Here is a 20574-nt window from a genome sequence, read left to right as displayed (position 1 = left end):
ATTCCCGAAAAAAAACAGGTGCCAATTGACACCTGTGCTTTATATTATTTTAGTCAAAGATAATTGAAACTGCTATTTGGATGACGCCAGCTATGACAAATATAATCCAACTTCTGCCCCAATTGCCACTTGTGTAGCTGTAGATTAGGAAAATTGCTATGGTTGATATCCAAAGTATGGCTGAAAACTTGTTCATCCATGATTCTTTCTTTTGTTTTTTAGGATCCCTGTATGCCAAAATGTCGCGAAGTGACGAATATTTGATAAGGGTATAGGAAATAAGCGAAGTTGCTAGGGCTATTAGGACTAGAAATACTATGTTATATCCATCTTTTGCTGGGTTTTCTACTATATAGCCTATTGGGGATAGGATGTATAAGAGTACTGCTATTATGACGTTTCTTTTTAATGTCGGCATATAGGCATCAAGGTTTTTCTTGATGACGCCTTCCACTCCATAGGCAAAGGTGTAGGATTCTTTTTCTACATATTCTATAGAATCTGAAACAAAGCCTGCGTGTATACATATAGCTACAGATATGGCCACTAGTATCAATGTGAGAACTATTGCCAACCCCTCATTAGTTCCTCCCAATATTAGGACTGGCAACGAAGATAGGATAAAAAGTGGAATAGCAAGGGCAATTGATCTTGCAATTTTTTCGTAGCTATCATAATATTCGTTCAAAGCTTTAAGATCAACCAATCTTTCTTTGCTTTCCTCATTGTCATTTACTATAATATTTTCCATACCTAGGTCATCATTTAGTAGGAAGTCTGTGGATACTCCAAAAATGTTTGAAAGTTTGACTATTTTGTCTAAATCTGGCATGGCCATAGAGCTTTCCCACTTGGAAACTGATTGGCGACTGACACCCATTTCGTGGGCCAGGTCTTCTTGGGTCATAGATTCTTTTTTTCTAAGATTTATAATTTTATCTGCTAATATCATAAAATCCTCCTTTGTTTTTCTGCTATCATTTTATTAAATCTTAAAGGTGCATACCAGCAATTCGTTTTGGAAATTTGTAAACTGCTGGTTGCATTGTTCAAATTTAGCCTTTTTTTATGAAAGAAAATGTATTATAATTATAATAACTTTTAAAATTGTAGGAAATGATATGAAGAAAATTTTGTTAGTCTTATTTATAATTATTTTAACATCATGCGGGCAAAATCCCAAGGAAAATAATAAAACTTCTCTGGCTCCCCTAGAGAGTCCCAAGAAAGTAGAAAATAGTTTTAGCCTAGCTGGCAAAAATTATAAGCTTCCTTTAAAGTATAGTGACTTTAAAAAAAGTGGTGTAGAGCTAGTAGAAAATGATTATTACAAGGAAACTTTAAGCAAGGACGAACAGTTGATGGTAAATTTCTCATCAGCCCAAAATGATTTTGGAGCATCGCTTAAAAATAATAGCGAAAAGGAAATTCCTAGCAAGGATGCCTTGATTACTGAGGTTTACATCAATTCTACCCTAAATGACAATTTCGAGATAAATGGACTTAAGTTTGGAGACGATTACTCCAGGGCCATGAAAGTCTTGGATGATTATTATATAGAAGAAGCAAGTACTGATAAGGAAAAAAATATCAATTATCAAACGAAAAGCGACTATGTTTCCCTATATTTTTCCAATGACAAGCTAGTATCAGCGGCAATATTTTCCAAAAGCTTTATGAGGGATAAGTCCTATGTGGATGGAGAATTTGTAGTATTTGGCCAAAGTGTCAAGTTCCCAGAAACCATAGCCGAGATAGAAGAGCTTTTGGGGGCAAGTTTTGATACAGATCAAAATGATAAAATCCTTGGCCCGAATGAGGAGTCTAAGATAAAACTACATTCCCCGTTTTTGAAAGATGAAAATGCTAATGATATAGAATTTGTAATCAAGAATACAAATAACTTTGATGTGAGTATCAAAGATGGGCAAATTGCAAAAATCACAAGTGATCAGAGCCTTGACCTAAGCATTGGCAATATATTCCTAGGCCAGGGCATAGATGAGCTTAAGAAAATTGATAAGCAAAATCAAGATCCTCAAAGAATGTCCATTGGCAAAAAAGACAAAAATGGCCAAGTTAGCCTTGTCTTTGATGCAGGCAACGATACCCAGTATGTTTTTTATACTGACGGCGAATCTATTACAAAAATAGACATAATCAACAAGAAATTATAAGATTTGAGAAATTAAGGAGAAAAAATGAAATTTACAAAAGTACCAGTTTCTGATGCCAAATACCTAAACTATGTCTTTATAGAGGCAAAAGCAGGGGGCTTGCCAGTAACAGCAATGTTTGACACCAAGGGCAATAGCTTGATCAAGGAATCCCTAGCAGAGCAAATAGACATAGACTATATAGACGATGAGCCAATTGATGACAAAAAGGGATGGAGACGAGCAAGAATCAGACTAAATCTAGGTGAACTTGAAATAGGATCCGCACCAGTAGTAGTGACAAAGGATGAAAATTTCGACCTAATAAAAGACCCAGAGGGCAACGCCTTTCCAGCAGATATGATACTAGGATGGAATATCATCTCCCAACTATGCTTTAGGGGCAATCTAAAGATAGGCGACTTCCAAGTCCAAGTAGATGATTTCAAAGACCTAAAAGCCAAAGAAAAACCTAACTCCCCAGTCCTATATGTTGACTTCATGGGAGAGCGAGTACTAGCTGCCCTAGACACATCAAGACCAATCACATCAATAAGCCAAAATATCTTCGATAAGATAACAGGCAAAGATGGCCGAAGAGAAACAATGGAAATGCTAGGCCTAGACAAGGAAAATCTAACATACCAAACCGCCCTCACCATAAAAATAGATGAGGACACCATAACATTACCCCAAGCCCAAGTAAACCCAACTTTAAATGATGGAAAGCTTGAAATTGTAATGGGAGCAGACTTGCTATGGAATACCACCTGGGCAATATATTCTCCTATGAGATATATTAGGGCAAGGCAAAGTTAGGAACTTTTCTTTTTTAATCGGAATATATAATTTTCATATATTGTTATGACACAGACCTGTCATCCTTGAGGGAACAAATGTGACCGAAGGATCTTTATAAAAAATTCCTAAAAATATATTTTTTCATTTTTAAAGTGATAGATGTCTTATATTTAATCATTGTTTAAGGTTTATTCTTCGACACCGGGGTGCAGGGCGGTAGGGGCGGCAGAGGCCCCTTTTGCCCTTCCCCGGGCCCCCGACCCATTTCACCCCTCTGCCACTGCGTGGAGCGAATTAGTAAGAATTTGCTGTGCAAATTCTTACGATTTGATAGGGTCAATTCGCATTATAGACTAAAAAAATTGGTGTTTTCTAAATCTTGAATTTCTAAAATCGCAAACTCGCTACGCTCAAACAGTGCGATTTCTTAACGAAATTCTACAATTTGAAAACAATACAATTTTCCCTCCTCTATACTCACGGTTTTGTACCCTCCTACTTGTCATTCTGAAGAAGCGATAGCGACTGAAGAATCCCATAGGCTAACCAATCTTATGGAGATCCTTCGGTCGGCTCTTGAAAAAACCTCCCTCAAGGATGACAGGTCTTTTGGAATTATAAATGTAGTAAATACAATATATTTTCTAAACTAAGAATTTGCGAAGCAAACTTCTACTGCTCTGCGCACCACGCAGTGGCGGTGGGGCTGTAGAAGGTTTAGGGGGATCGGGGGAAAGGAAAAAGGGGTCTCCGCTACCCCTAATTCCTATCCCCCGAGGTGCAACGGTACACCCTTAAAGAATAATCAAATAAAAGACATTAATTCCTTAAGACAAAAACTATTTTTTCAAAAACTTTTTTCCCATCAAAAAAAGGAGCAATTATGCTCCATTTTTTCTTAAAGTTTTTTATAAAAACTTTTTTATTTCTTTTTTCTTTTGAAAAAACCATCTGTTGAATAGTTTAGTATATTTTTCTTATAAACTTTTTCTCCAAATTTGTACATCAATAATATTGAGATTAGAAGTATTACTACTGATATGGCTCCCTGTGCTATTGTGGCGTAGCCGTTTAGTAGTCTTAATGGCATGAAGAATGTTGATGCGAATGGTACGTAGGATAGGATTTTGCCAACCATTACATCTCCTTTATTGATTAGGTTAAAGGCTAGGAAAAATAGGATTACTATTAAAAATATTAGTGGGGATCCCATTTTGCCGGCGTCTTCTACTTTTGTTGCAAATGATCCTAGCATGCCTGCTGCTATTAGGAAGATGAATATCCCTAGTAGGAATAGCAGTATCATTTCTATCAAAATCGGGGTAAAGTTTGGGCCCATGGCTAGGTCTATTGGCAAGCCATCTAGTATGCCCTTGGCCTTTGCTATATTAAATCCTATGACTCCAAATATTACATAGGTCATCATTTGTATGAGGACTGCTAAGAAGTTGCCTGTCATTTTGCCCGCAAAATAATCTCCAGGTCTTACTGATGAGAAGATGAATTCTATCATCTTTGTTCCCTTTTCGGTAGCTGTTTCTGATAGGACTACATTTATAAAGCTGATTGATATCATATACATCAAAAATAAGAAGATGAAGTAGATTATCATACCCATTGACCTATTTTCTTCTTTTTCATCGCTGATTTCATTGATTACTGGCATCTTTCCTAAGGCCTTTATCTGTTCTTGGCTAAGGTCGGCCTTTTGGGCGTTGATATCAGTTTGGATTTGGCCTAGGATACTTTGTAGGGTTAGTTTTTGACCCATTGATGATGAGCCAGACATATAGTCTGCTGTGATTATTCCATTGTCATCTTTGACTTTTGCATAGGATGATATTTCTTTATCGTCTAATAACTTATCAAGTTCATCTTCGCTGATAAGCCTAAAATCATAGTCTGGGTTGTTTTCAAAGTATGGTGCTATACTTTCATCTGCTATGACTGCCATGTCGTTGCCAGAGCTACTAGCAAAATAGCCAATGGCCATGGTTATGCCCATCATAATAATTGGGAACAAGATCATAAACCAGAAAGAACCTGATTTGATTTGCTTCATCAAAGTATCTTGGGCTACAATTTTCATTCTATTCATGACTTTCCACCACCTTTGCAAATATCTCGTTTAGTGTAGGGGCAGCTTGGCTAAATTGGCTAACAAAACCTATGTGATTTTTGATTGATTCATAGATCTCTCTGCTATCGTTTTGGTCATTGAGGTAAAGTTTCCAAATATTGCCATTTTTAGTGTAAGATTTGACCTTGCCATCTATAAGTGGCAGCAAGTCCCTATCTGTTTCTACCAAGATTTCCTCTCTTGGATAAGTATTTCTAATCTCTGCTGGAGTACCGTTTAGGACAACTTTGCCGTTTTTTAGCATGACAAGTTTATTGCAGAGGGCTTCTACGTTTTCCATGTTGTGGGATGAAAATAATATGGTCATGCCCATGGAGTTTAGTTCTTTGATGATATCTTCCAATAGCCTGATATTGTATGGGTCAAGACCTGAAAGTGGTTCATCTAGGATTACAAATTCTGGCCTATATATTACTGCTGCCAAGAGTTGGACTTTTTGTTGGTTACCCTTTGATAAGGACTTGATCTTGTCTGTAAGATTGCCCTTGATTTCGAATCTATCAAACCACTTTTCTAAAGTTTCCTTGGGAATACTGTCCATTTGATTTAGCTTTGCGAAGTAGCGGATTTCTTCTTCAATGGTCTTTTTTGGTGAAAGAGATCTTTCTTCTGGCAAAAATCCAATTTTTTCTAGAGGGACTTTTGCTATTGGTTTTCCATCATATAGAATCTCTCCACTGTAATCGTCAAAGAAATTCATCATAGAACGAAATAGGGTTGATTTGCCAGCACCGTTTTGGCCAATCAGACCAAAGACATCTCCCTTGTCTACTTCAAAGGAAACATCGTCCAGAGCCTGGACTTTGCCAAAAGATTTAGATACATTTTTTACCTCAATCATAGCTTTACTCCTTTATCTTTTATAGTTAATAATTTTCAAAAAATAATTAATACTTCTCTTACAATTTTACCCAAATTAAATCAATATTGCTAAAAATAAAATAAATCTTCAAATTTTTCATCTAAGGCTATGCACAAGATCAAGGCCAACTTAGCAGTCGGATTAAATTGGCCCGTTTCTATTGAACTTATAGTATTTCTAGAAACACCAACTTCGTCAGCTAGCTTTTGTTGGGAATAACCTTTGGCCTTTCTTACTTCTTTTAGCCTATTTTTTAGGATCAATTCTTCATTCATAGCTTGACCTTTTTTAGTTAAAACTCATAAAATGTGCGACTAGACTAAGTACTGAGCCTATTGCAAAGATTATTCCCCAAACTAGGTCTTTCTTTTCTTTGATATATTTATATCTAACTATGTCCATGGTTCCCATAATAGCAAAGTATATGGCTTGGGCTCCATAATTGTAAGTATTGAAGACAAATTGATCTCCAGCCACTATAATAGCAGTCACTACTAGGCCAACTTGACTTGAAATCTTGCCTGCTTTTGTCAGTGCATCTAGGAGATATTCATCATTTTTCTCATAATCCTTTCTGCTCTTTGCCAGTATTTCTTCTCTGTTCATATTTTTCTCCTTTTTGACAAGTATACTTGGTATTTTAATTATACATATGCCAAGTGTACTTGTCAACAATTAATTTTTAAGTACTAAAAAAGACTGCCGAAGCAGCCTTGATTAATTATCTTCATTTAAAATCTTTGAAACATCGTCAATACCAACACTTTTTAGTAAATCTTCGATTTCCTTTGTTGTTTTGTTTAGCTTGTTACTTAAGTCTTTTGCTGAAACTTCTGCGCTGTCATCAGTAGCCATATCCTCTTGGCCTGGGATAGATTCTGGTAGATCTATATATAAATCTTGACCATCTCCCATTGAAAAACTTACTGGTCTACCGTTTCTCTTTGTGTCTACTTTGTTGTCTTTTTTATCTTCAAATCCCATTATTATCTCCTATTTTTTAAGAATTTTCTTTAGGTACTTGCCCGTGTATGATTTTTTGTTTTTTGCTATCTCTTCTGGACTTCCAGCTCCTACTAGGGTCCCACCACCATCTCCACCTTCTGGTCCTAGGTCTACGATATAGTCTGATACTTTGATTACATCTAGGTTGTGCTCTATGACAACCACCGTGTTGTTTTGGTCAACTAGGCGGTTTAGGACTTCTATTAGTTTGTGGACATCGGCCATGTGTAGGCCTGTGGTTGGTTCATCGAGTATATATAGGGTTTGACCTGTGCCAACTTTTGCTAGTTCTGTGGCAAGTTTTACCCTTTGAGCCTCTCCACCAGATAGCTCTGTGGATGGTTGGCCAATCTTGATATAGCCAAGTCCTACATCGTATAGGGTTTGGAGTTTTCTGACAATTGGGGCGTGGTTTTCAAAAAATTCTATCCCTTCTTCAACTGTCATGTCCAAAACTTCTGATATATCTTTGCCCTTGTATTTGACTTCTAGAGTCTCGCGGTTGTAGCGCTTGCCGTGGCAAACTTCGCATGGCACATATACATCTGGCAAGAACATCATGTCTACCTTGATTGTACCATCACCCTTGCAAGCTTCACAACGTCCACCCTTTACATTGAATGAAAATCTGCCCTTGGCATAACCCCTCATCTTGGCCTCGTTGGTCATGGCAAATACATCGCGGATGTTGTCAAAGACCTTGGTGTAGGTTGCAGGATTGGACCTTGGTGTCCTTCCTATTGGAGATTGGTCGATAGCTATGACCTTGTCTATTTGATCAAGACCTAGGATATCGTCGTGTTTGCCTGGGCGAATCTTGGTTTTGTTGAGCCTTCTTGTTACAGACTTGTATAAAATCTCATTTATCAGTGAAGATTTGCCTGATCCTGATACTCCTGTTACAGATGTGAGGACTCCTACAGGGATTTTTACATCTATGTCCTTGAGGTTATTCTCCCTGGCGCCCTTAATCTCTATAAATTTGTCAGATTTTCTCCTTGTTTGAGGGACTGGAATTTCTTTTCTACCGGATAGGTAGTCGCCTGTTATAGAATTTTTGGCATTTACAATGTCATCAAGACTTCCCTTGGCCACAACTTCTCCCCCGTGAACACCAGCTTTTGGACCTATGTCCACTATATAGTCGGCTTCACGTATTGTATCCTCGTCGTGTTCTACGATAATTAGGGTATTGCCTATGTCTGTGAGATTTCTTAGGGAAGTGATTAGCTTGTCGTTGTCCCTTTGGTGGAGTCCAATTGATGGCTCGTCTAGGACATAGCATACTCCTACAAGGCCTGAGCCAATCTGGGTTGCAAGTCTTATCCTCTGACTTTCTCCTCCAGAAAGGGTTGAAGCAGCTCGGCTTAGGGTAAGGTAGCCAAGGCCTACGTCATTTAAAAACTTAAGTCTAGCCTTAATCTCCTTGATGATAAGCTCAGCTATTTTTGCTTTCATTTCTGATAGTTCTAGCTTGTCAAAAAACTCTATAGATTTTTCTACAGATAGTTTGGTCAAATCTGATATATTTGTCTCGTTTATTTTGATGGCCAAAACTTCTGGCTTTAGCCTGTCTCCGTGGCAGGTGTGGCATTCTTCTTCTCCCATGAATTCGCCAATTCTTTTTCTTAGTGAGTCAGAGTTTGACCTTTCGTACCTGTCAGTAAGGTTAGTGATAGCTCCTTCAAATTTGCCCTTGTATCTCTTTCTGCCAGAAAATCTGGAGTCAAAGACAAAGTTTAGCTCGTAGTCGGTACCATAAAGGATATCGTCAATCATCTCTTGTGGAGCATCTTTGATTGGCTTATCAGTTGGAAAATCATAATGGTCGGCTATGGCCTTGATAGTTTCGTAGTAGTATGAACCCTTGGCAGAACCAGCATAGGCATCTATGGCCCCCTCATCTATAGAAAGATTTTTCTGCGGGATTACCAGTTCTGGGTCAATTTGCAAGTGAAAACCTAGGCCATTACAATCTGGACACATGCCTATTGGCGCGTTGAAGGAAAACATATTTGGTGTAATCTCTGGCAGGCTCACGTGACCATCTGGGCAGGCAAGCTTGGAACTCATCATAAAAGGCTCACCGTCTATGACATCGATTATGACCAAGCCATTGGCAAGGCCTAGGGCAGTTTCCAAAGAATCTGTAAGTCTAGCATTGATTCCCTCTTTGATTACAATCCTATCTACTACAATTGATATGTCGTGTTTTTTGGTTTTGGATAGTTCAATCTCTTCTGCTAAGTCGTATTTCTCGCCATCTATGACAACTCTCACAAAGCCTTGTTTTTGGATATTTTCTAGGGCTTTTTTGTGCTGACCTTTTTTGCCCTTTATCATTGGGGCAAGGATTTGTATACGGGTTTTCTCTGGTAATTCCAAGATATGGTCTACCATTTGGTCTATGGATTGGGCTTCGATTTTCTTGCCACAAACTGGGCAATAAGCATCGCCAATTCTGGCATAGAGAAGTCTATAGTAGTCGTATATTTCTGTGACTGTGGCTACGGTTGACCTTGGGTTCCTGTTGGTTGTTTTTTGGTCTATGGATATGGATGGGGAAAGTCCCTCTATGCTATCCACATCTGGCTTATCAACATTGCCCAAAAACTGCCTAGCGTAGGATGATAGACTTTCTACATAGCGCCTTTGTCCTTCGGCATAAATTGTGTCAAAGGCCAAAGTGGACTTTCCAGATCCGGAAAGCCCAGTAAAAACTATCATATTATCGCGTGGCAGAGTAATGTTGACATTTTTTAAGTTGTTGGTGCGAGCACCCTTTATAACTATGTCGTGTTCTGTCAATTTATGCTCCTTGGAAATTTTCTTTCATAGACTTGATTTGGTCACGAATGTTGGCAGCTCGCTCAAAGTCAAGCTCTTCTGCCGCCTTGTACATTTGACTTTCAAGGTTGATTAAAATTGTATCTATATCGTCACGGCTAAATTCTTCGATTTCTTCTTCCTTGGTTTCTTTGGTTACTTGAATCATTTCACCGATGTTTTTCCTGATTGTTGTTGGTATTATGCCATGCTCTTCGTTAAAGGCCATCTGGATTTCACGGCGGCGACTGGTTTCATCCATGGCAATTTTCATGGACTTGGTTATGGAATCTCCATATAGGATTACATGGCCCTCGCTATTTCTAGCTGCACGTCCGATTGTCTGGATCAAAGACCTCTCTGACCTGAGGAATCCTTCCTTGTCAGCATCAAGTATAGCTATGAGGCTTACTTCTGGTATATCAAGACCCTCACGAAGGAGGTTGATACCAACTAATACGTCAAATTCGCCAAGTCGAAGCTCTCTGATAATCTCAGATCTTTCTATGGTTTTGATATCTGAATGAAGGTATTTTACTCTTACCCCATTTTGAGTTAGATAGGTTGTCAAATCTTCTGCCATTTTCTTGGTCAAAGTTGTAACAAGAGTCCTGTCGCCCTTTTCTGTAGTCTTGTTGATTTCTTCCATGAGGTCATCGATTTGATTTTCTGTAGGTCGTACTTCTACAAGTGGGTCGAGCAGACCTGTTGGACGGATGATTTGGTCAACCATTTCTCCACCAGTCTTATCCATTTCGTAAGGACCTGGGGTTGCTGAAACATAGATTGCTTGGTCGATTAAACCTTCAAATTCATGGAATTTCAAAGGTCTATTGTCTAGAGCTGATGGAAGTCTAAAACCATAGTCAACTAGGTTTTGCTTTCTGGACCTGTCTCCTTCGTACATGCCCCCTACTTGTGGGATAGACACGTGGGATTCGTCAACCATGAGGACAAAGTCTTTTGGGAAATAGTCAATCAAGGTATATGGCCTAGACCCGGCTGGTCTTTGGCTTAGGTGTCTAGAATAATTTTCTATACCTGAGCAAAAACCAATTTCTTTTAGCATTTCTATGTCGTAGCGGGTTCTTTGTTCTAGCCTTTGGGCTTCCAATAGCTTATTTTGGCTATTGAGTTCTGCAAGTCTTTCCTCTAGCTCTTCTTCTATGGTAACTATAGCCTTTTCAGTTTTTTCGCTAGTTGTTGCATAGTGGCTGGCTGGGTAAATGTAGGCGTGGCTAAGCTTTGCCGTTACCTTGCCAGTAAGGGAATCAAACTCAGATATTTCCTCTATCTCATCACCAAAAAACTCAATTCTTATGGCCTTTTGGTCAAAACCTGCCGGGAAAATGTCTAGTATATCCCCGCGACGTCTGAAAGTCCCACGGTCAAAGTCAATATCATTTCTCACATATTGGACATCTATGAGTTTTCTCATTACCTCTTCTGGGGCAATCTCTTGATTTGGTCTTAGGGAAACCACAAGTTCCTTGTAGTCAATAGGGTCACCCAGACCATAGATACAAGAAACAGATGCCACAATAATGACATCTCTTCTCTCAAAAAGAGCCATGGTAGCAGAGTGGCGCATTTTGTCGATCTCGTCGTTGATTGATGAGTCCTTGGCAATATAGGTGTCAGTTGCAGCTACATAGGCTTCTGGTTGGTAGTAGTCGTAGTAGGACACGAAGTATTCCACAGCATTGTCTGGGAAAAACTCCTTAAACTCTGTAAATAGCTGGTAGGCCAAGGTTTTGTTGTGGGCAAGGATTAGAGTTGGTCTTTGGACCTCTTCTATTATATTTGCCATGGTAAAAGTCTTACCTGAACCTGTAACCCCTCGGAGGATTTGGTGCTTTTTGCCTTCCTTGAGGCCCTTGGCAAGACTAGCAATAGCCTCGGGCTGGTCACCTTTTGGTTTGTATTCGGAATTTATCTTAAATTTATTCAAAGATTAATCCTTTCTTTATATATATCAATGAAAAAGCCAAAGTTTTTGACTTACTTTGACCTTTGTTTCACTATTATCATATCCATAAATATACTGCGAAAACTACAATATTTCAATCATTAATATCTGCCATGATGGGTATATATCATAGAAAGAATATTATAATCGGAGGTAAGTATGAAAAAGATTATAAACAAGCCAGAAGACATTATTGATCAAATGCTAGATGGAATGGTAAAGGCAAATCCAGAAAAGATTGTAAGAATCGAAGGCACTAGTGTTATAGCTAGAAAAGATGCACCAGTAGAAGGCAAAGTTGGCCTTATATCTGGTGGTGGTTCTGGTCACGAACCTGCTCACGCTGGTTATGTTGGCAAGGGTATGCTCGATTGTGCCATAGCTGGTGATGTTTTCACATCTCCTACCCCAGACCAAGTCCTAGAAGCTATCAAAAGAGCTGACTCTGGCAAGGGAGTATTTATGGTAGTAAAAAACTACCAAGGCGATGTTATGAACTTTGAAATGGCCAAGGAAATGGCTGAAATGGAAGATATAGAAGTCGACTATGTGATTACCAACGATGATATAGTAGTAGAAAACAAGGAAGACAGACGTGGAGTTGCAGGAACAATATTTGTTCACAAGACCCTTGGTGCTATGGCAGAAAACGGAGCTAGCCTAAGCGAAATCAAGGAAATGGCTGATAAGATTGTAGAAGATATCAAATCTATCGGTATGGCAAGCAAACCATGCACCAACCCAACAGATGGCAAGGAATCCTTTAGCCTAGAAGAAAATGAAATTGAAATGGGTATAGGAATCCACGGTGAAGAAGGTATCCAAAAAGAAGAAATGAAATCAGCAGATGAGATCACAAAAGAAATGATCGATAGACTCTTGGTTGAAGTGACAGATACAAATAGCCAATATGCCCTCATGGTAAATGGTATGGGAGCTACACCAGAGATGGAACTATTTGTCATCAACAACAGCATTGCTGACTACCTAGCTGAAAAAAATATCAAAGTTGCTCGCACCTATGTAGGCAACTTTATGACAAGTATGGATATGTCTGGATTCTCCATCACCCTATACAAGGTTGACGACCAAAGACTAGCCCTCCTAGACCAAGATGTAGACATAGTAAGGAAATAAATATATGCAAGTTAATGATGTTAAGAAACTAATATTACAAGCAGCAGATGAAATCATAGCCAACAAGGATTATCTAACAGACCTAGATAGGTCTATAGGAGATGCCGACCACGGTGTAAATATGGCCAAAGGCTTTGGCTTTACTAAAGAAGCCCTAGAAGCTGACTTTGACGATTACAAGACTCTTTTCAACAAAGTTGCTACTACTTTGCTATCTAAGGTAGGTGGAGCATCCGGCCCTCTTTACGGTTCATTCTTTATGAAATTTGCCGCAAGCGTTAAAGATGTAGAAGAATTGACCCGTGATGAACTAAACAAAGCATTTACAGCTGGAGTAGATGGAGTCAAGCAAAGAGGCAAGGCAGAAGTAGGCGATAAGACTATGGTAGATGTCCTAGAACCAGTAGCAGAAGCCCTAAATGCTGGTAAATCTTTTGATGAGATTATTAAAATAGCAGAAGAATCCATGGAAAAAACCAAGGACATCAAGGCTAAAAAAGGCCGTGCATCCTACGTTGGAGAAAGGTCTATCGGCCACATTGACCCAGGCGCAGCAAGCTCTTATATCCTAGTCAAAGAAACTCTTGGAGCTATCAATGATTAATATACTAATAGCCAGCCACAGCCATAAATTAGCAGAAGGGCTAAAAGAATTGGTAGGTCAAATGGCAAGTGATGTCAATATCGAATACTCTGGCGGGACCGAAGATGGAGAACTCGGCTCTAACTTTGAAGAAATCAACGAAAAAATGACAAGACTTGCTGAGGATGGAGTCGTAGTATTCTTTGACCTTGGATCATCTATGATGAACTGTGAGATGGCCTATGATATGCTAGAAGATGACCTAAAGGAAAATGTACTCTTAGCCGGCTCTCCTCTAGTTGAATCAAGCGTTGAAATTGCAGTAACCATAGATGAAAATACGACTCTTGAGAAAATCAAAGAACAAGTGGCTTCCTACAGCCTTAACAAACTAGCATAGAGGTTTTTAAGTTCCTTTTACATTTTACGAATAAATCTTCACCGATAATTCTATTTTATTAATTTGTTGATTAATATAATAAAGAGGGTATATTCATAATATGAAATTTAAGGAGGAAGAATAATGAAAATTAAAAACCTAAAATACGGAGCATCTGCTCTAGCTTTGGCAACAGTATTAGCTGCCTGCGGCAACGAAAATGCTAACCAAGCTAAAGAAGATGTCAAAGATGCAGCTAAGAATACTGAAGCTGCAGTTACAGAAGAAGTTGACAAAGCAAAGGATAGTGTAGAAGAAAAAGTTGACGACCTCAAATCTGGTATAGAAGAAAAAGAATTTGCTGTAAGCCTTGATGATGCTGTAGCAAAATTCAAAGAAACTTTCCCGGCTGAAGGCCTTGAAATCAACAGCGTAGAACTTGACGAAGATGACGGAGCTTACGCTTACTCTATCGAAGGATTTGACGGCGAAAAAGAATATCAAGCAAAAATTGACGCTGAAAGCGGTGAAATCCTAGGTCAAGAAGAAGAAGTTGATGATGATAAAGAAAATTATACAGCTATCGACTTTACTAAAATCCTAGCTCCAAAAGATGCTATGGCAAAGGCTCTTGAAAACAACAAGGGTTATGTAAAATCATACGAAATAGAAACTAATGACGAAGGCAAAATAGTTTACAGCATCGACGTTGAAGATGGCGACGATGTAGAACTTGATGCTGAAAGCGGAGACATACTTCACAAATAATCACAAAAGGACCCACAGGGGTCCTTTTTACATTGATTTATAGTCGGTTCCTCTTCTACTAAATATATAAAGGCCAAGGCCTAGCAAAAACACAAGAAATCCCACGCCTCCCCTTTTAGTAAAAAACATAAAAACGGATATGATTATAAAAACTACGGCAAGTATACTTTCCAATTTTCTCTCATTCATAACAAATCTCCACTAATAAATATATACAAAAAAAGCCTCCCACTTGGGAAGGCATAAATTCTTATCTAGGAACGTAATTTTGATTGTCTTTTTCTTCTTTCTTACCTAGGCCATATACTATAGCCCCTATTAAAAGTACAATAAATCCTACTCCCCCACGTTTATCAAAAAACATATAAACTGAGAAAAGCATTGCAACAATTCCTATAATTTGTTGAATCTTAGTTTTGTTCATTATCTATCCTTTCTTCTTTTACAATTACATATAAATTTACTATTATACTAAGATTATACCCAAAAAACTCCCAAGCGGGAGTTTTCTGTAATACTTCTTATTTATAATCCTTTTCTTTACTCACATCTTCCTTGTTTGTCAAAGCTCTATACAAGAAGAATACGCCCATAACCACTGAGAAGGCCCCAATTGGTCTTTGATCATATCTAAATGAAAAGAATGCAGCCACAAGGAAAACCACTGCTAGTAGGATATTTGTCGTTTTATTATTCATATTAAATTCCTTTCTATTTGTCAAAATGTTATAAAATTCAGCTTTTGAGTAAAAATATAAAAAACGAAAGTATATGCAAATTATTTGTCAACTTATAGCTTAGGCCACAATACTTAATCATTTTTTATTATTTTCACTATTTATACCCAAAAAATAAACTCCTAAAAAGGAGTTTAAAAACAATTCATATTAAAAGAAATATTTTGTTCTATTTCTTTTCCTGCCCTTGGCTTGATCAGATGGATTTCTGAAGGCCATAACAAGAAATAGAATAGCTAAAACTACAGAAATTACAGCAAATACAACTTGGTCTTGCTTGTAAGAAAAGTAAGCAGCTACTAACCAAACTATAGAGATGATAATCCTTAAAGCTTTACTTGTATTAGTCATGGTTGTCTCCTTTCATTAAAATTATTCGAACTTAAACAATTTATAACATTATCAAAATCACAAAACTTATACAAAACACAAGAACTGGCAGTATATATTTTCTAGGATGTTTCCATATTTCATTTTGCGTTTTTGTATTTGTGATTGGCCTTAGCGTTTCAATCTTATAAGAAAATAAGACTTCTAGAATTGTAAGAACTAAAGCATTTATAAATAATAAATAGCCGGGCTCAATCTTATTAAAGTTAATTGTAGTTATAAAAATATTAACAATTATAAAATACATGGCTAGGACTTTCATATAATCTTTTCTAAGGCTTATATTTGAGTCTGGAAGCATTTTGTCATAGTCTCTTAGAGATTCACTAGATGAAAACATGGTTAACAAGGGAGTATTCACTGCTCCTACTGCAAAGGCGATGACAATCCCCATTTCATTTCCAAAGGCAAATGATGCAAATATAATCATAGCAAGAATTGAGATTGTATTTATAATATATATACTTTCATCCATAGAAAACTTTAGGAAGTAATTTGCTATCTTAAGTTTGGAAATCTTTGCGTTATTTTTACTCGAAAAATATATGTTTTTAAATAATATCTTCGCAAGTACTATGTCTGCAATAGTAGCAATCCCTCCGTAAACTAAATCAAAACTGATAATCATATAAATAGAAACAATTGTTAGAATAAATATAATTGCCATACTTGCCAATTTTAGGTTTAAAGTATTGATAGATAAGGCAAAAAAAGTTATGGCAAGCATTATCATAGTTACTTTTGCATAAAAATCAAAAGGTGCTTTTAATAGATAAAGAGCTATGAAAACTAAAACTAATTTGCTAAAGATGCTATCAATAATTATGGCAAAGATAAAGTTTTTGTTTAAAGTCTCATTGCTCACAGGCAAGGCATAATAAGATAATATTCTATCATTTGAAACATATCCTCTTATATAATAAAAAATTGATCCAGCAAAAGCCACAGCTACAAAAATTAGAAATCTATTGTTAAATGTAATCTCTGGTCTATTTTTCAATAGACCATCCAAAAGAGTAAAGCTGATGATGGCATAAACAAAATATTTGATTATCCTCTGCCTATCTAGGAGGTCTTTGGTAAAAAGCTTAAACATCTTTTGCTCCAAAACTAGACATTATTTCATCAGCTCTCAATTTTTCTGTAATCTGTTTTTTATCACTAATTTTACCATCGTGTAAGAGAATATAGGCATCTGCAACTTCATTAATTGACTCTAGGATATGAGTCGACATAAAAATTGACCCAAACTTTTTGTACGCTTTTAGTTCTTGATACAAAAATACAGTTGATTCAAAGTCTAAACCATCAACCGGTTCATCAAGAACTAATAAAGGCAACTTTAATCCAAGGGCAGCTATTATGTAGAATTTCTTAGCATTACCCATAGACAAATCTTTTAATATGTAATCTTCATATTTGTTAAAGTTAAAGCCTTTGATTAGAGAATTCAAATAATCTTGATCTAAGTCCTTGCCATATAGCTTATGTAAAAATTCGGCATATTCCCAAAAACTCCAATATCTAAATGCCCTATCATCAGAAAAAACTGCAATCCTACTCTTCTTAAAGTCTTGATCCTTAAAATCGGATTTTACCCCCATAAAGCTAACATCATCAACTTTAAAACCCGGATGAATATCCATAATAGTCTTTATCAAAGTAGTCTTACCAGATCCATTAGAGCCCACAAGAGCTAAGACTTCGTTTTGGCCAATATTAAAATCACATGAGTTTAAAATCATCTTATCTTTAGTATAATAAGCGCTCAGACCTTTGATATCTAGTAAATTATTCACTATCCACCTCCTTGTCATTAATCTACTACCCTAATATTTCACTTACTTTGTAAAATTTTCCTAATATAAGTTTATATTGACAAAAATTTCATATGAGTTATAATAAATATGAACAGATACTCATATGAATAGAGGTGGCAATGTTAACTATTAAAGATGATGAAATATTATTTGATTTAGCTGATCTTTTTAAGGTTTTTGGTGATTCGACTAGACTTAGGATTATGAATGTGCTTTTTAGTGGACCTACTTCTGTTGGGGAAATTGCAGAAGCCTTGGATATGAGCCAGTCGGCTATTAGCCACCAGCTAAAGAGTTTGAAGGATAACAATTTGGTCAGATCTAAGAGAAGCGGCAAGTCAATGTACTACGAACTTGCTGATGACCACGTAAAGACGATTTTTGAGACAGGTATTGAACATATTAAGGAGTAAGTTATGAAATTAAAATATAAAGTAGCAAGCAAATCACTTTGTGCAAATTGCGCAGCAAAAATTGAGGAAGCTATCAAAAATATTGACGGCGTGGAAGATGCTAACCTATCATTTTTGACAGAAAAACTAAAACTTGAAGTAAGAGATGATGCAAATGCTGATAGAATCCTTGATGAGGCTAACAAAATAGCCGACAAGATAGAACCAGGAACAGTATTTTTGGCCAAATAATATGTTTAAATCAATGACAGATGAACACAAAAGTGAGCTTAGGCGATTGATTGTCATCGCCATCCTCACTCTTGTGCTAAGTATTTATCATCATAGATATGTTTCTAGCCCTTATATAATCATTGTCTTTGCCATCATTTATATAATGGTAGCATTTGACGTACTAAAAGAAGCCTTCCAGATGCTTAAGCGTGGCCAAGCTTTGGACGAGAACTTTTTGATGTCTATAGCCACTATCACAGCCTTTGCAATCGGTCAATACACAGAAGCTGTTGCCGTTATGCTTTTTTATAATTTTGGCGAGCTTTTCGAAGAGATTGCCACACATAAGTCGAGGGAAAATATCAAAGGGCTATTAAACTTGGTACCTGAAGTTGCAAATAGGGTAAATCCTGATGGCACCACAACAGAAATCGACCTAGACGAAGTCGAAGTTGGCGATATAATCCTCGTTCGCGATGGAGAAAAAATCGGAGTTGATGGAGTAGTCACCAAAGGTCACGGACTTGTGGATACCTCATCGGTGACTGGCGAATCTATGCCAGTTGAAGTTGAAGTAGGATCTGAGATAATTTCTTCGTCAATAATGACCCAAGGAATTATCCAAATGGAAGCAAAGAAAGAATTTGAAGATTCAGTTGCTGCCAAGATTATGGAATTAATCGAAGATTCTGCAGGTAGCAAGTCAGAAAGCGAAAAAACTGTAACACGTTTTGCAAGAGTATACACACCAATTGTAGTTGGTCTTGCAGTATTACTCGCCCTAATCCCTCCCCTATTTTTTGACGGAGCCTGGGATGATTACTTGCTTCGAGCTGCAACATTCTTAGTCTTATCTTGCCCATGTGCCCTAGTCCTATCAGTGCCACTTACCTTCATGTCTGGCCTAGGCCTTGCTAGTGAAAATGGCATACTAATCAAAGGCAGTCAATATTTCGAAAGCCTAAACCAAGCCCAAGTATTACTGACAGATAAGACCGGGACACTTACCACTGGCAAATTCAAGGTAGAAGATATCAAATATTTTGGAGATTATGACAAGGAAGAAATCCTAGATTATATTTACAATATCGAACTACTTAGCACCCACCCAATAGCAAAAGGTGTTGTAGAAAGCTTAGATAGAGATGAAAAACAAGAATTATTTAAAAACGTCACAAACGAAAAAGGCCTAGGTGTCAAAGCCATAAGCCCAGATGACCAAGAAATCAAAATTGGTTCAGCAAGATACGTTGGATACGATGAGAAGGAAAAAGATAGGTCAATATACCTTTCTATAGATGGAAATCTAGCAGCAAAAGTGATAATCGAAGATGATATCAAGAAAAACACAAAAGAAACTATAGATAATCTCAAAAAACACTTCAAAGAAGTCCTAGTAGTATCTGGCGATAGCGAAGAAGTAGTAAAAGAAACAGCAAATAAACTCGGACTAACCGACTATTATGCAGAAGTAATGCCAGATGAAAAACTAAAGGTCCTAAAAGAATTTGAAGAAAAAGGAGAAAAAACAGTCTTTGTAGGAGATGGGATAAACGACGCCCCAGTCCTTGCAAATGCAAGTGTTGGAATCTCCATGGGAGAAACAGCAAGCGATCTCGCCATAGAATCATCAGATATCCTAGTAGTAAATGGCGAATTTTCAAAACTAAATGAACTATTAAAAATATCAGACATCACCAATACAACTGTCAGACAAAACATAACATTCATCTTGCTAGTAAAACTAGTAATACTAATCCTAGGCTTCTTAGGAAAAGCCAATATGTGGATGGCAATATTTGGAGATGTAGGAGTATCAATCATTGCAATATTGTGGGCAATGAGGATTTTGAAAAAAGGGGAAGTATAACTTACCCCTTTTTAATTTCCCATATTATTATAGAAGGGAATAAATGTATTTTATTTTATTATTGTTTAAGGCTGTGACTTCGACCTAAGGGGGTAGGGTCGAGGGGTAGCGGAGACCCCTACGGCCCTTCCCCCACACCCCCTTCCCCCCCCAACCCCTTTTTCCCCCCACCGCCACTGCGTGGTGCGCAGAGTAGTAGAAGTTCTCTTCGAGAATTCTTTTGTTTTAACTGTAAATGCACTATATGTTGCACCATAAAGTATAAGTAATTTTAAGCTTATAGGTGGAAAAAATTGGTGTTTTAAGATCTCATAATTTCGTTTAAAAAATCGCACTGTTTGAGCGTAGCGAGTTTGCGATTTTTAGAAATTTGAGATTACAAAAACCCAAATTTTGGTGTTTATACCACAACATCGCCCCACGCGAGTGGCCGTTTCGAGGAGGTAGCAGAAAAGGGGGTTTAAAGGGGAGGTAAAAGCCCATTGATTTTGGGCTTTTACCCCGA

General features: G+C 37.4%; 22 protein-coding genes. 9 read left to right on the top strand and 13 right to left on the bottom strand.

The annotated features are described in order from the left end of the window. Window positions 1–49 precede the first annotated feature (49 nt). A complete protein-coding gene (locus QNH69_RS04345; protein ID WP_282929362.1) occupies window positions 50–952 on the bottom strand; it encodes a helix-turn-helix transcriptional regulator in 903 nt (300 codons plus the stop codon). Window positions 953–1121: 169 nt separating this feature from the next. On the opposite strand from QNH69_RS04345, the gene QNH69_RS04340 reads away from it, so the two are divergent. After that, a complete protein-coding gene (locus QNH69_RS04340) occupies window positions 1122–2177 on the top strand; it encodes a hypothetical protein (protein ID WP_282929361.1) in 1056 nt (351 codons plus the stop codon). Window positions 2178–2201: 24 nt separating this feature from the next. Then, on the top strand, window positions 2202–2975 hold the full coding sequence (locus QNH69_RS04335; RefSeq protein WP_282929360.1) for a hypothetical protein: 774 nt from the start codon (window positions 2202–2204) through the stop codon (window positions 2973–2975). A gap of 904 nt (window positions 2976–3879) precedes the next feature. On the opposite strand, the gene QNH69_RS04330 is transcribed toward QNH69_RS04335, so the two are convergent. The 7 genes from QNH69_RS04330 to uvrB form a co-directional block, all read right to left on the bottom strand. Further along, a complete protein-coding gene (locus QNH69_RS04330; RefSeq protein ID WP_282929359.1) occupies window positions 3880–5055 on the bottom strand; it encodes an ABC transporter permease in 1176 nt (391 codons plus the stop codon). Then, the gene (locus QNH69_RS04325) at window positions 5048–5938 is read right to left on the bottom strand and encodes an ATP-binding cassette domain-containing protein (RefSeq protein WP_282929358.1); all 891 of its coding nucleotides are present in this window, start codon (window positions 5936–5938) and stop codon (window positions 5048–5050) included. The genes QNH69_RS04330 and QNH69_RS04325 overlap by 8 nt, the downstream gene beginning before the upstream one ends. 89 nt (window positions 5939–6027) lie before the next feature. Continuing rightward, complete coding sequence (locus QNH69_RS04320) at window positions 6028–6234, bottom strand: helix-turn-helix transcriptional regulator (RefSeq protein ID WP_073998293.1); 207 nt, start codon at window positions 6232–6234, stop codon at window positions 6028–6030. A gap of 13 nt (window positions 6235–6247) precedes the next feature. Continuing rightward, window positions 6248–6565, bottom strand: coding sequence for a DUF6442 family protein (locus QNH69_RS04315; protein ID WP_282929357.1), 318 nt, complete (start codon window positions 6563–6565; stop codon window positions 6248–6250). Between the two features lie 111 nt (window positions 6566–6676). Further along, on the bottom strand, window positions 6677–6943 hold the full coding sequence (locus tag QNH69_RS04310; RefSeq protein ID WP_282929356.1) for a hypothetical protein: 267 nt from the start codon (window positions 6941–6943) through the stop codon (window positions 6677–6679). Window positions 6944–6952: 9 nt separating this feature from the next. Continuing rightward, window positions 6953–9772, bottom strand: a complete 2820-nt coding sequence (gene uvrA, locus QNH69_RS04305; protein WP_282929355.1) for an excinuclease ABC subunit UvrA — start codon at window positions 9770–9772, stop codon at window positions 6953–6955. Between the two features lies 1 nt (window position 9773). Then, window positions 9774–11741, bottom strand: a complete 1968-nt coding sequence (gene uvrB / locus QNH69_RS04300; RefSeq protein ID WP_282929354.1) for an excinuclease ABC subunit UvrB — start codon at window positions 11739–11741, stop codon at window positions 9774–9776. A gap of 177 nt (window positions 11742–11918) precedes the next feature. Here uvrB and dhaK point away from each other — a divergent pair, with 177 nt between their 5' ends. From dhaK to QNH69_RS04280, 4 genes are all read left to right on the top strand, one after another. After that, window positions 11919–12896 (top strand): dihydroxyacetone kinase subunit DhaK, encoded by a 978-nt coding sequence (dhaK, locus tag QNH69_RS04295; RefSeq protein ID WP_282929353.1) that lies wholly within the window; start codon window positions 11919–11921, stop codon window positions 12894–12896. A 4-nt stretch (window positions 12897–12900) separates the two neighbouring features. Beyond that, window positions 12901–13500 (top strand): dihydroxyacetone kinase subunit DhaL, encoded by a 600-nt coding sequence (dhaL, locus tag QNH69_RS04290; RefSeq protein ID WP_282929352.1) that lies wholly within the window; start codon window positions 12901–12903, stop codon window positions 13498–13500. Further along, a complete protein-coding gene (gene dhaM, locus QNH69_RS04285; RefSeq protein WP_282929351.1) occupies window positions 13493–13879 on the top strand; it encodes a dihydroxyacetone kinase phosphoryl donor subunit DhaM in 387 nt (128 codons plus the stop codon). The genes dhaL and dhaM overlap by 8 nt, the downstream gene beginning before the upstream one ends. A 123-nt stretch (window positions 13880–14002) precedes the next feature. Further along, window positions 14003–14626, top strand: a complete 624-nt coding sequence (locus QNH69_RS04280; RefSeq protein WP_282929350.1) for a PepSY domain-containing protein — start codon at window positions 14003–14005, stop codon at window positions 14624–14626. Window positions 14627–14876: 250 nt separating this feature from the next. On the opposite strand, the gene QNH69_RS04275 is transcribed toward QNH69_RS04280, so the two are convergent. The 5 genes from QNH69_RS04275 to QNH69_RS04255 all read right to left on the bottom strand — a co-directional run bounded on the left by QNH69_RS04275 (window position 14877) and on the right by QNH69_RS04255 (window position 17552). Then, on the bottom strand, window positions 14877–15050 hold the full coding sequence (locus QNH69_RS04275; RefSeq protein ID WP_154649921.1) for a hypothetical protein: 174 nt from the start codon (window positions 15048–15050) through the stop codon (window positions 14877–14879). Window positions 15051–15147: 97 nt separating this feature from the next. After that, on the bottom strand, window positions 15148–15324 hold the full coding sequence (locus tag QNH69_RS04270) for a hypothetical protein (protein WP_154649920.1): 177 nt from the start codon (window positions 15322–15324) through the stop codon (window positions 15148–15150). Window positions 15325–15513: 189 nt separating this feature from the next. Continuing rightward, a complete protein-coding gene (locus QNH69_RS04265) occupies window positions 15514–15714 on the bottom strand; it encodes a hypothetical protein (protein ID WP_282929349.1) in 201 nt (66 codons plus the stop codon). Between the two features lie 40 nt (window positions 15715–15754). After that, window positions 15755–16849, bottom strand: coding sequence for a hypothetical protein (locus QNH69_RS04260; protein ID WP_282929348.1), 1095 nt, complete (start codon window positions 16847–16849; stop codon window positions 15755–15757). Beyond that, entirely contained in the window at window positions 16842–17552 is a 711-nt protein-coding gene (locus tag QNH69_RS04255) for an ATP-binding cassette domain-containing protein (protein ID WP_282929347.1), read from the bottom strand. The genes QNH69_RS04260 and QNH69_RS04255 overlap by 8 nt, the downstream gene beginning before the upstream one ends. Before the next feature lie 140 nt (window positions 17553–17692). Here QNH69_RS04255 and QNH69_RS04250 point away from each other — a divergent pair, with 140 nt between their 5' ends. From QNH69_RS04250 to QNH69_RS04240, 3 genes are read left to right on the top strand one after another with little or no spacing between them, the layout of a single operon-like run. Further along, window positions 17693–17986, top strand: coding sequence for a metalloregulator ArsR/SmtB family transcription factor (locus QNH69_RS04250; RefSeq protein WP_282929346.1), 294 nt, complete (start codon window positions 17693–17695; stop codon window positions 17984–17986). A gap of 3 nt (window positions 17987–17989) precedes the next feature. Then, on the top strand, window positions 17990–18217 hold the full coding sequence (locus QNH69_RS04245; RefSeq protein WP_282929345.1) for a cation transporter: 228 nt from the start codon (window positions 17990–17992) through the stop codon (window positions 18215–18217). Window position 18218: 1 nt separating this feature from the next. Beyond that, complete coding sequence (locus QNH69_RS04240) at window positions 18219–20069, top strand: heavy metal translocating P-type ATPase (protein ID WP_282929344.1); 1851 nt, start codon at window positions 18219–18221, stop codon at window positions 20067–20069. Window positions 20070–20574 lie beyond the last annotated feature (505 nt).

Source organism: Anaerococcus sp. Marseille-Q7828, from assembly GCF_949769285.1.
In the GTDB taxonomy this organism is placed as follows: domain Bacteria; phylum Bacillota; class Clostridia; order Tissierellales; family Peptoniphilaceae; genus Anaerococcus.
The sequence above is the reverse complement of the archived record's forward strand: the minus strand, read 5'-3'. Positions and strand labels throughout refer to the sequence as shown.

Excerpts from the sequence above, each read along its gene's own strand:
- QNH69_RS04345 (WP_282929362.1), bottom strand. The coding sequence starts at position 952 with ATGATATTAGCAGATAAAATTATAAATCTTAGAAAAAAAGAATCTATG.
- QNH69_RS04340 (WP_282929361.1), top strand. The coding sequence starts at position 1,122 with ATGAAGAAAATTTTGTTAGTCTTATTTATAATTATTTTAACATCATGC.
- QNH69_RS04335 (WP_282929360.1), top strand. The coding sequence starts at position 2,202 with ATGAAATTTACAAAAGTACCAGTTTCTGATGCCAAATACCTAAACTAT.
- QNH69_RS04330 (WP_282929359.1), bottom strand. The coding sequence starts at position 5,055 with ATGAATAGAATGAAAATTGTAGCCCAAGATACTTTGATGAAGCAAATC.
- QNH69_RS04325 (WP_282929358.1), bottom strand. The coding sequence starts at position 5,938 with ATGATTGAGGTAAAAAATGTATCTAAATCTTTTGGCAAAGTCCAGGCT.
- QNH69_RS04320 (WP_073998293.1), bottom strand. The coding sequence starts at position 6,234 with ATGAATGAAGAATTGATCCTAAAAAATAGGCTAAAAGAAGTAAGAAAG.
- QNH69_RS04315 (WP_282929357.1), bottom strand. The coding sequence starts at position 6,565 with ATGAACAGAGAAGAAATACTGGCAAAGAGCAGAAAGGATTATGAGAAA.
- QNH69_RS04310 (WP_282929356.1), bottom strand. The coding sequence starts at position 6,943 with ATGGGATTTGAAGATAAAAAAGACAACAAAGTAGACACAAAGAGAAAC.
- dhaK (WP_282929353.1), top strand. The coding sequence starts at position 11,919 with ATGAAAAAGATTATAAACAAGCCAGAAGACATTATTGATCAAATGCTA.
- dhaL (WP_282929352.1), top strand. The coding sequence starts at position 12,901 with ATGCAAGTTAATGATGTTAAGAAACTAATATTACAAGCAGCAGATGAA.
- dhaM (WP_282929351.1), top strand. The coding sequence starts at position 13,493 with ATGATTAATATACTAATAGCCAGCCACAGCCATAAATTAGCAGAAGGG.
- QNH69_RS04280 (WP_282929350.1), top strand. The coding sequence starts at position 14,003 with ATGAAAATTAAAAACCTAAAATACGGAGCATCTGCTCTAGCTTTGGCA.
- QNH69_RS04275 (WP_154649921.1), bottom strand. The coding sequence starts at position 15,050 with ATGAACAAAACTAAGATTCAACAAATTATAGGAATTGTTGCAATGCTT.
- QNH69_RS04270 (WP_154649920.1), bottom strand. The coding sequence starts at position 15,324 with ATGAATAATAAAACGACAAATATCCTACTAGCAGTGGTTTTCCTTGTG.
- QNH69_RS04265 (WP_282929349.1), bottom strand. The coding sequence starts at position 15,714 with ATGACTAATACAAGTAAAGCTTTAAGGATTATCATCTCTATAGTTTGG.
- QNH69_RS04260 (WP_282929348.1), bottom strand. The coding sequence starts at position 16,849 with ATGTTTAAGCTTTTTACCAAAGACCTCCTAGATAGGCAGAGGATAATC.
- QNH69_RS04250 (WP_282929346.1), top strand. The coding sequence starts at position 17,693 with ATGTTAACTATTAAAGATGATGAAATATTATTTGATTTAGCTGATCTT.
- QNH69_RS04245 (WP_282929345.1), top strand. The coding sequence starts at position 17,990 with ATGAAATTAAAATATAAAGTAGCAAGCAAATCACTTTGTGCAAATTGC.
- QNH69_RS04240 (WP_282929344.1), top strand. The coding sequence starts at position 18,219 with ATGTTTAAATCAATGACAGATGAACACAAAAGTGAGCTTAGGCGATTG.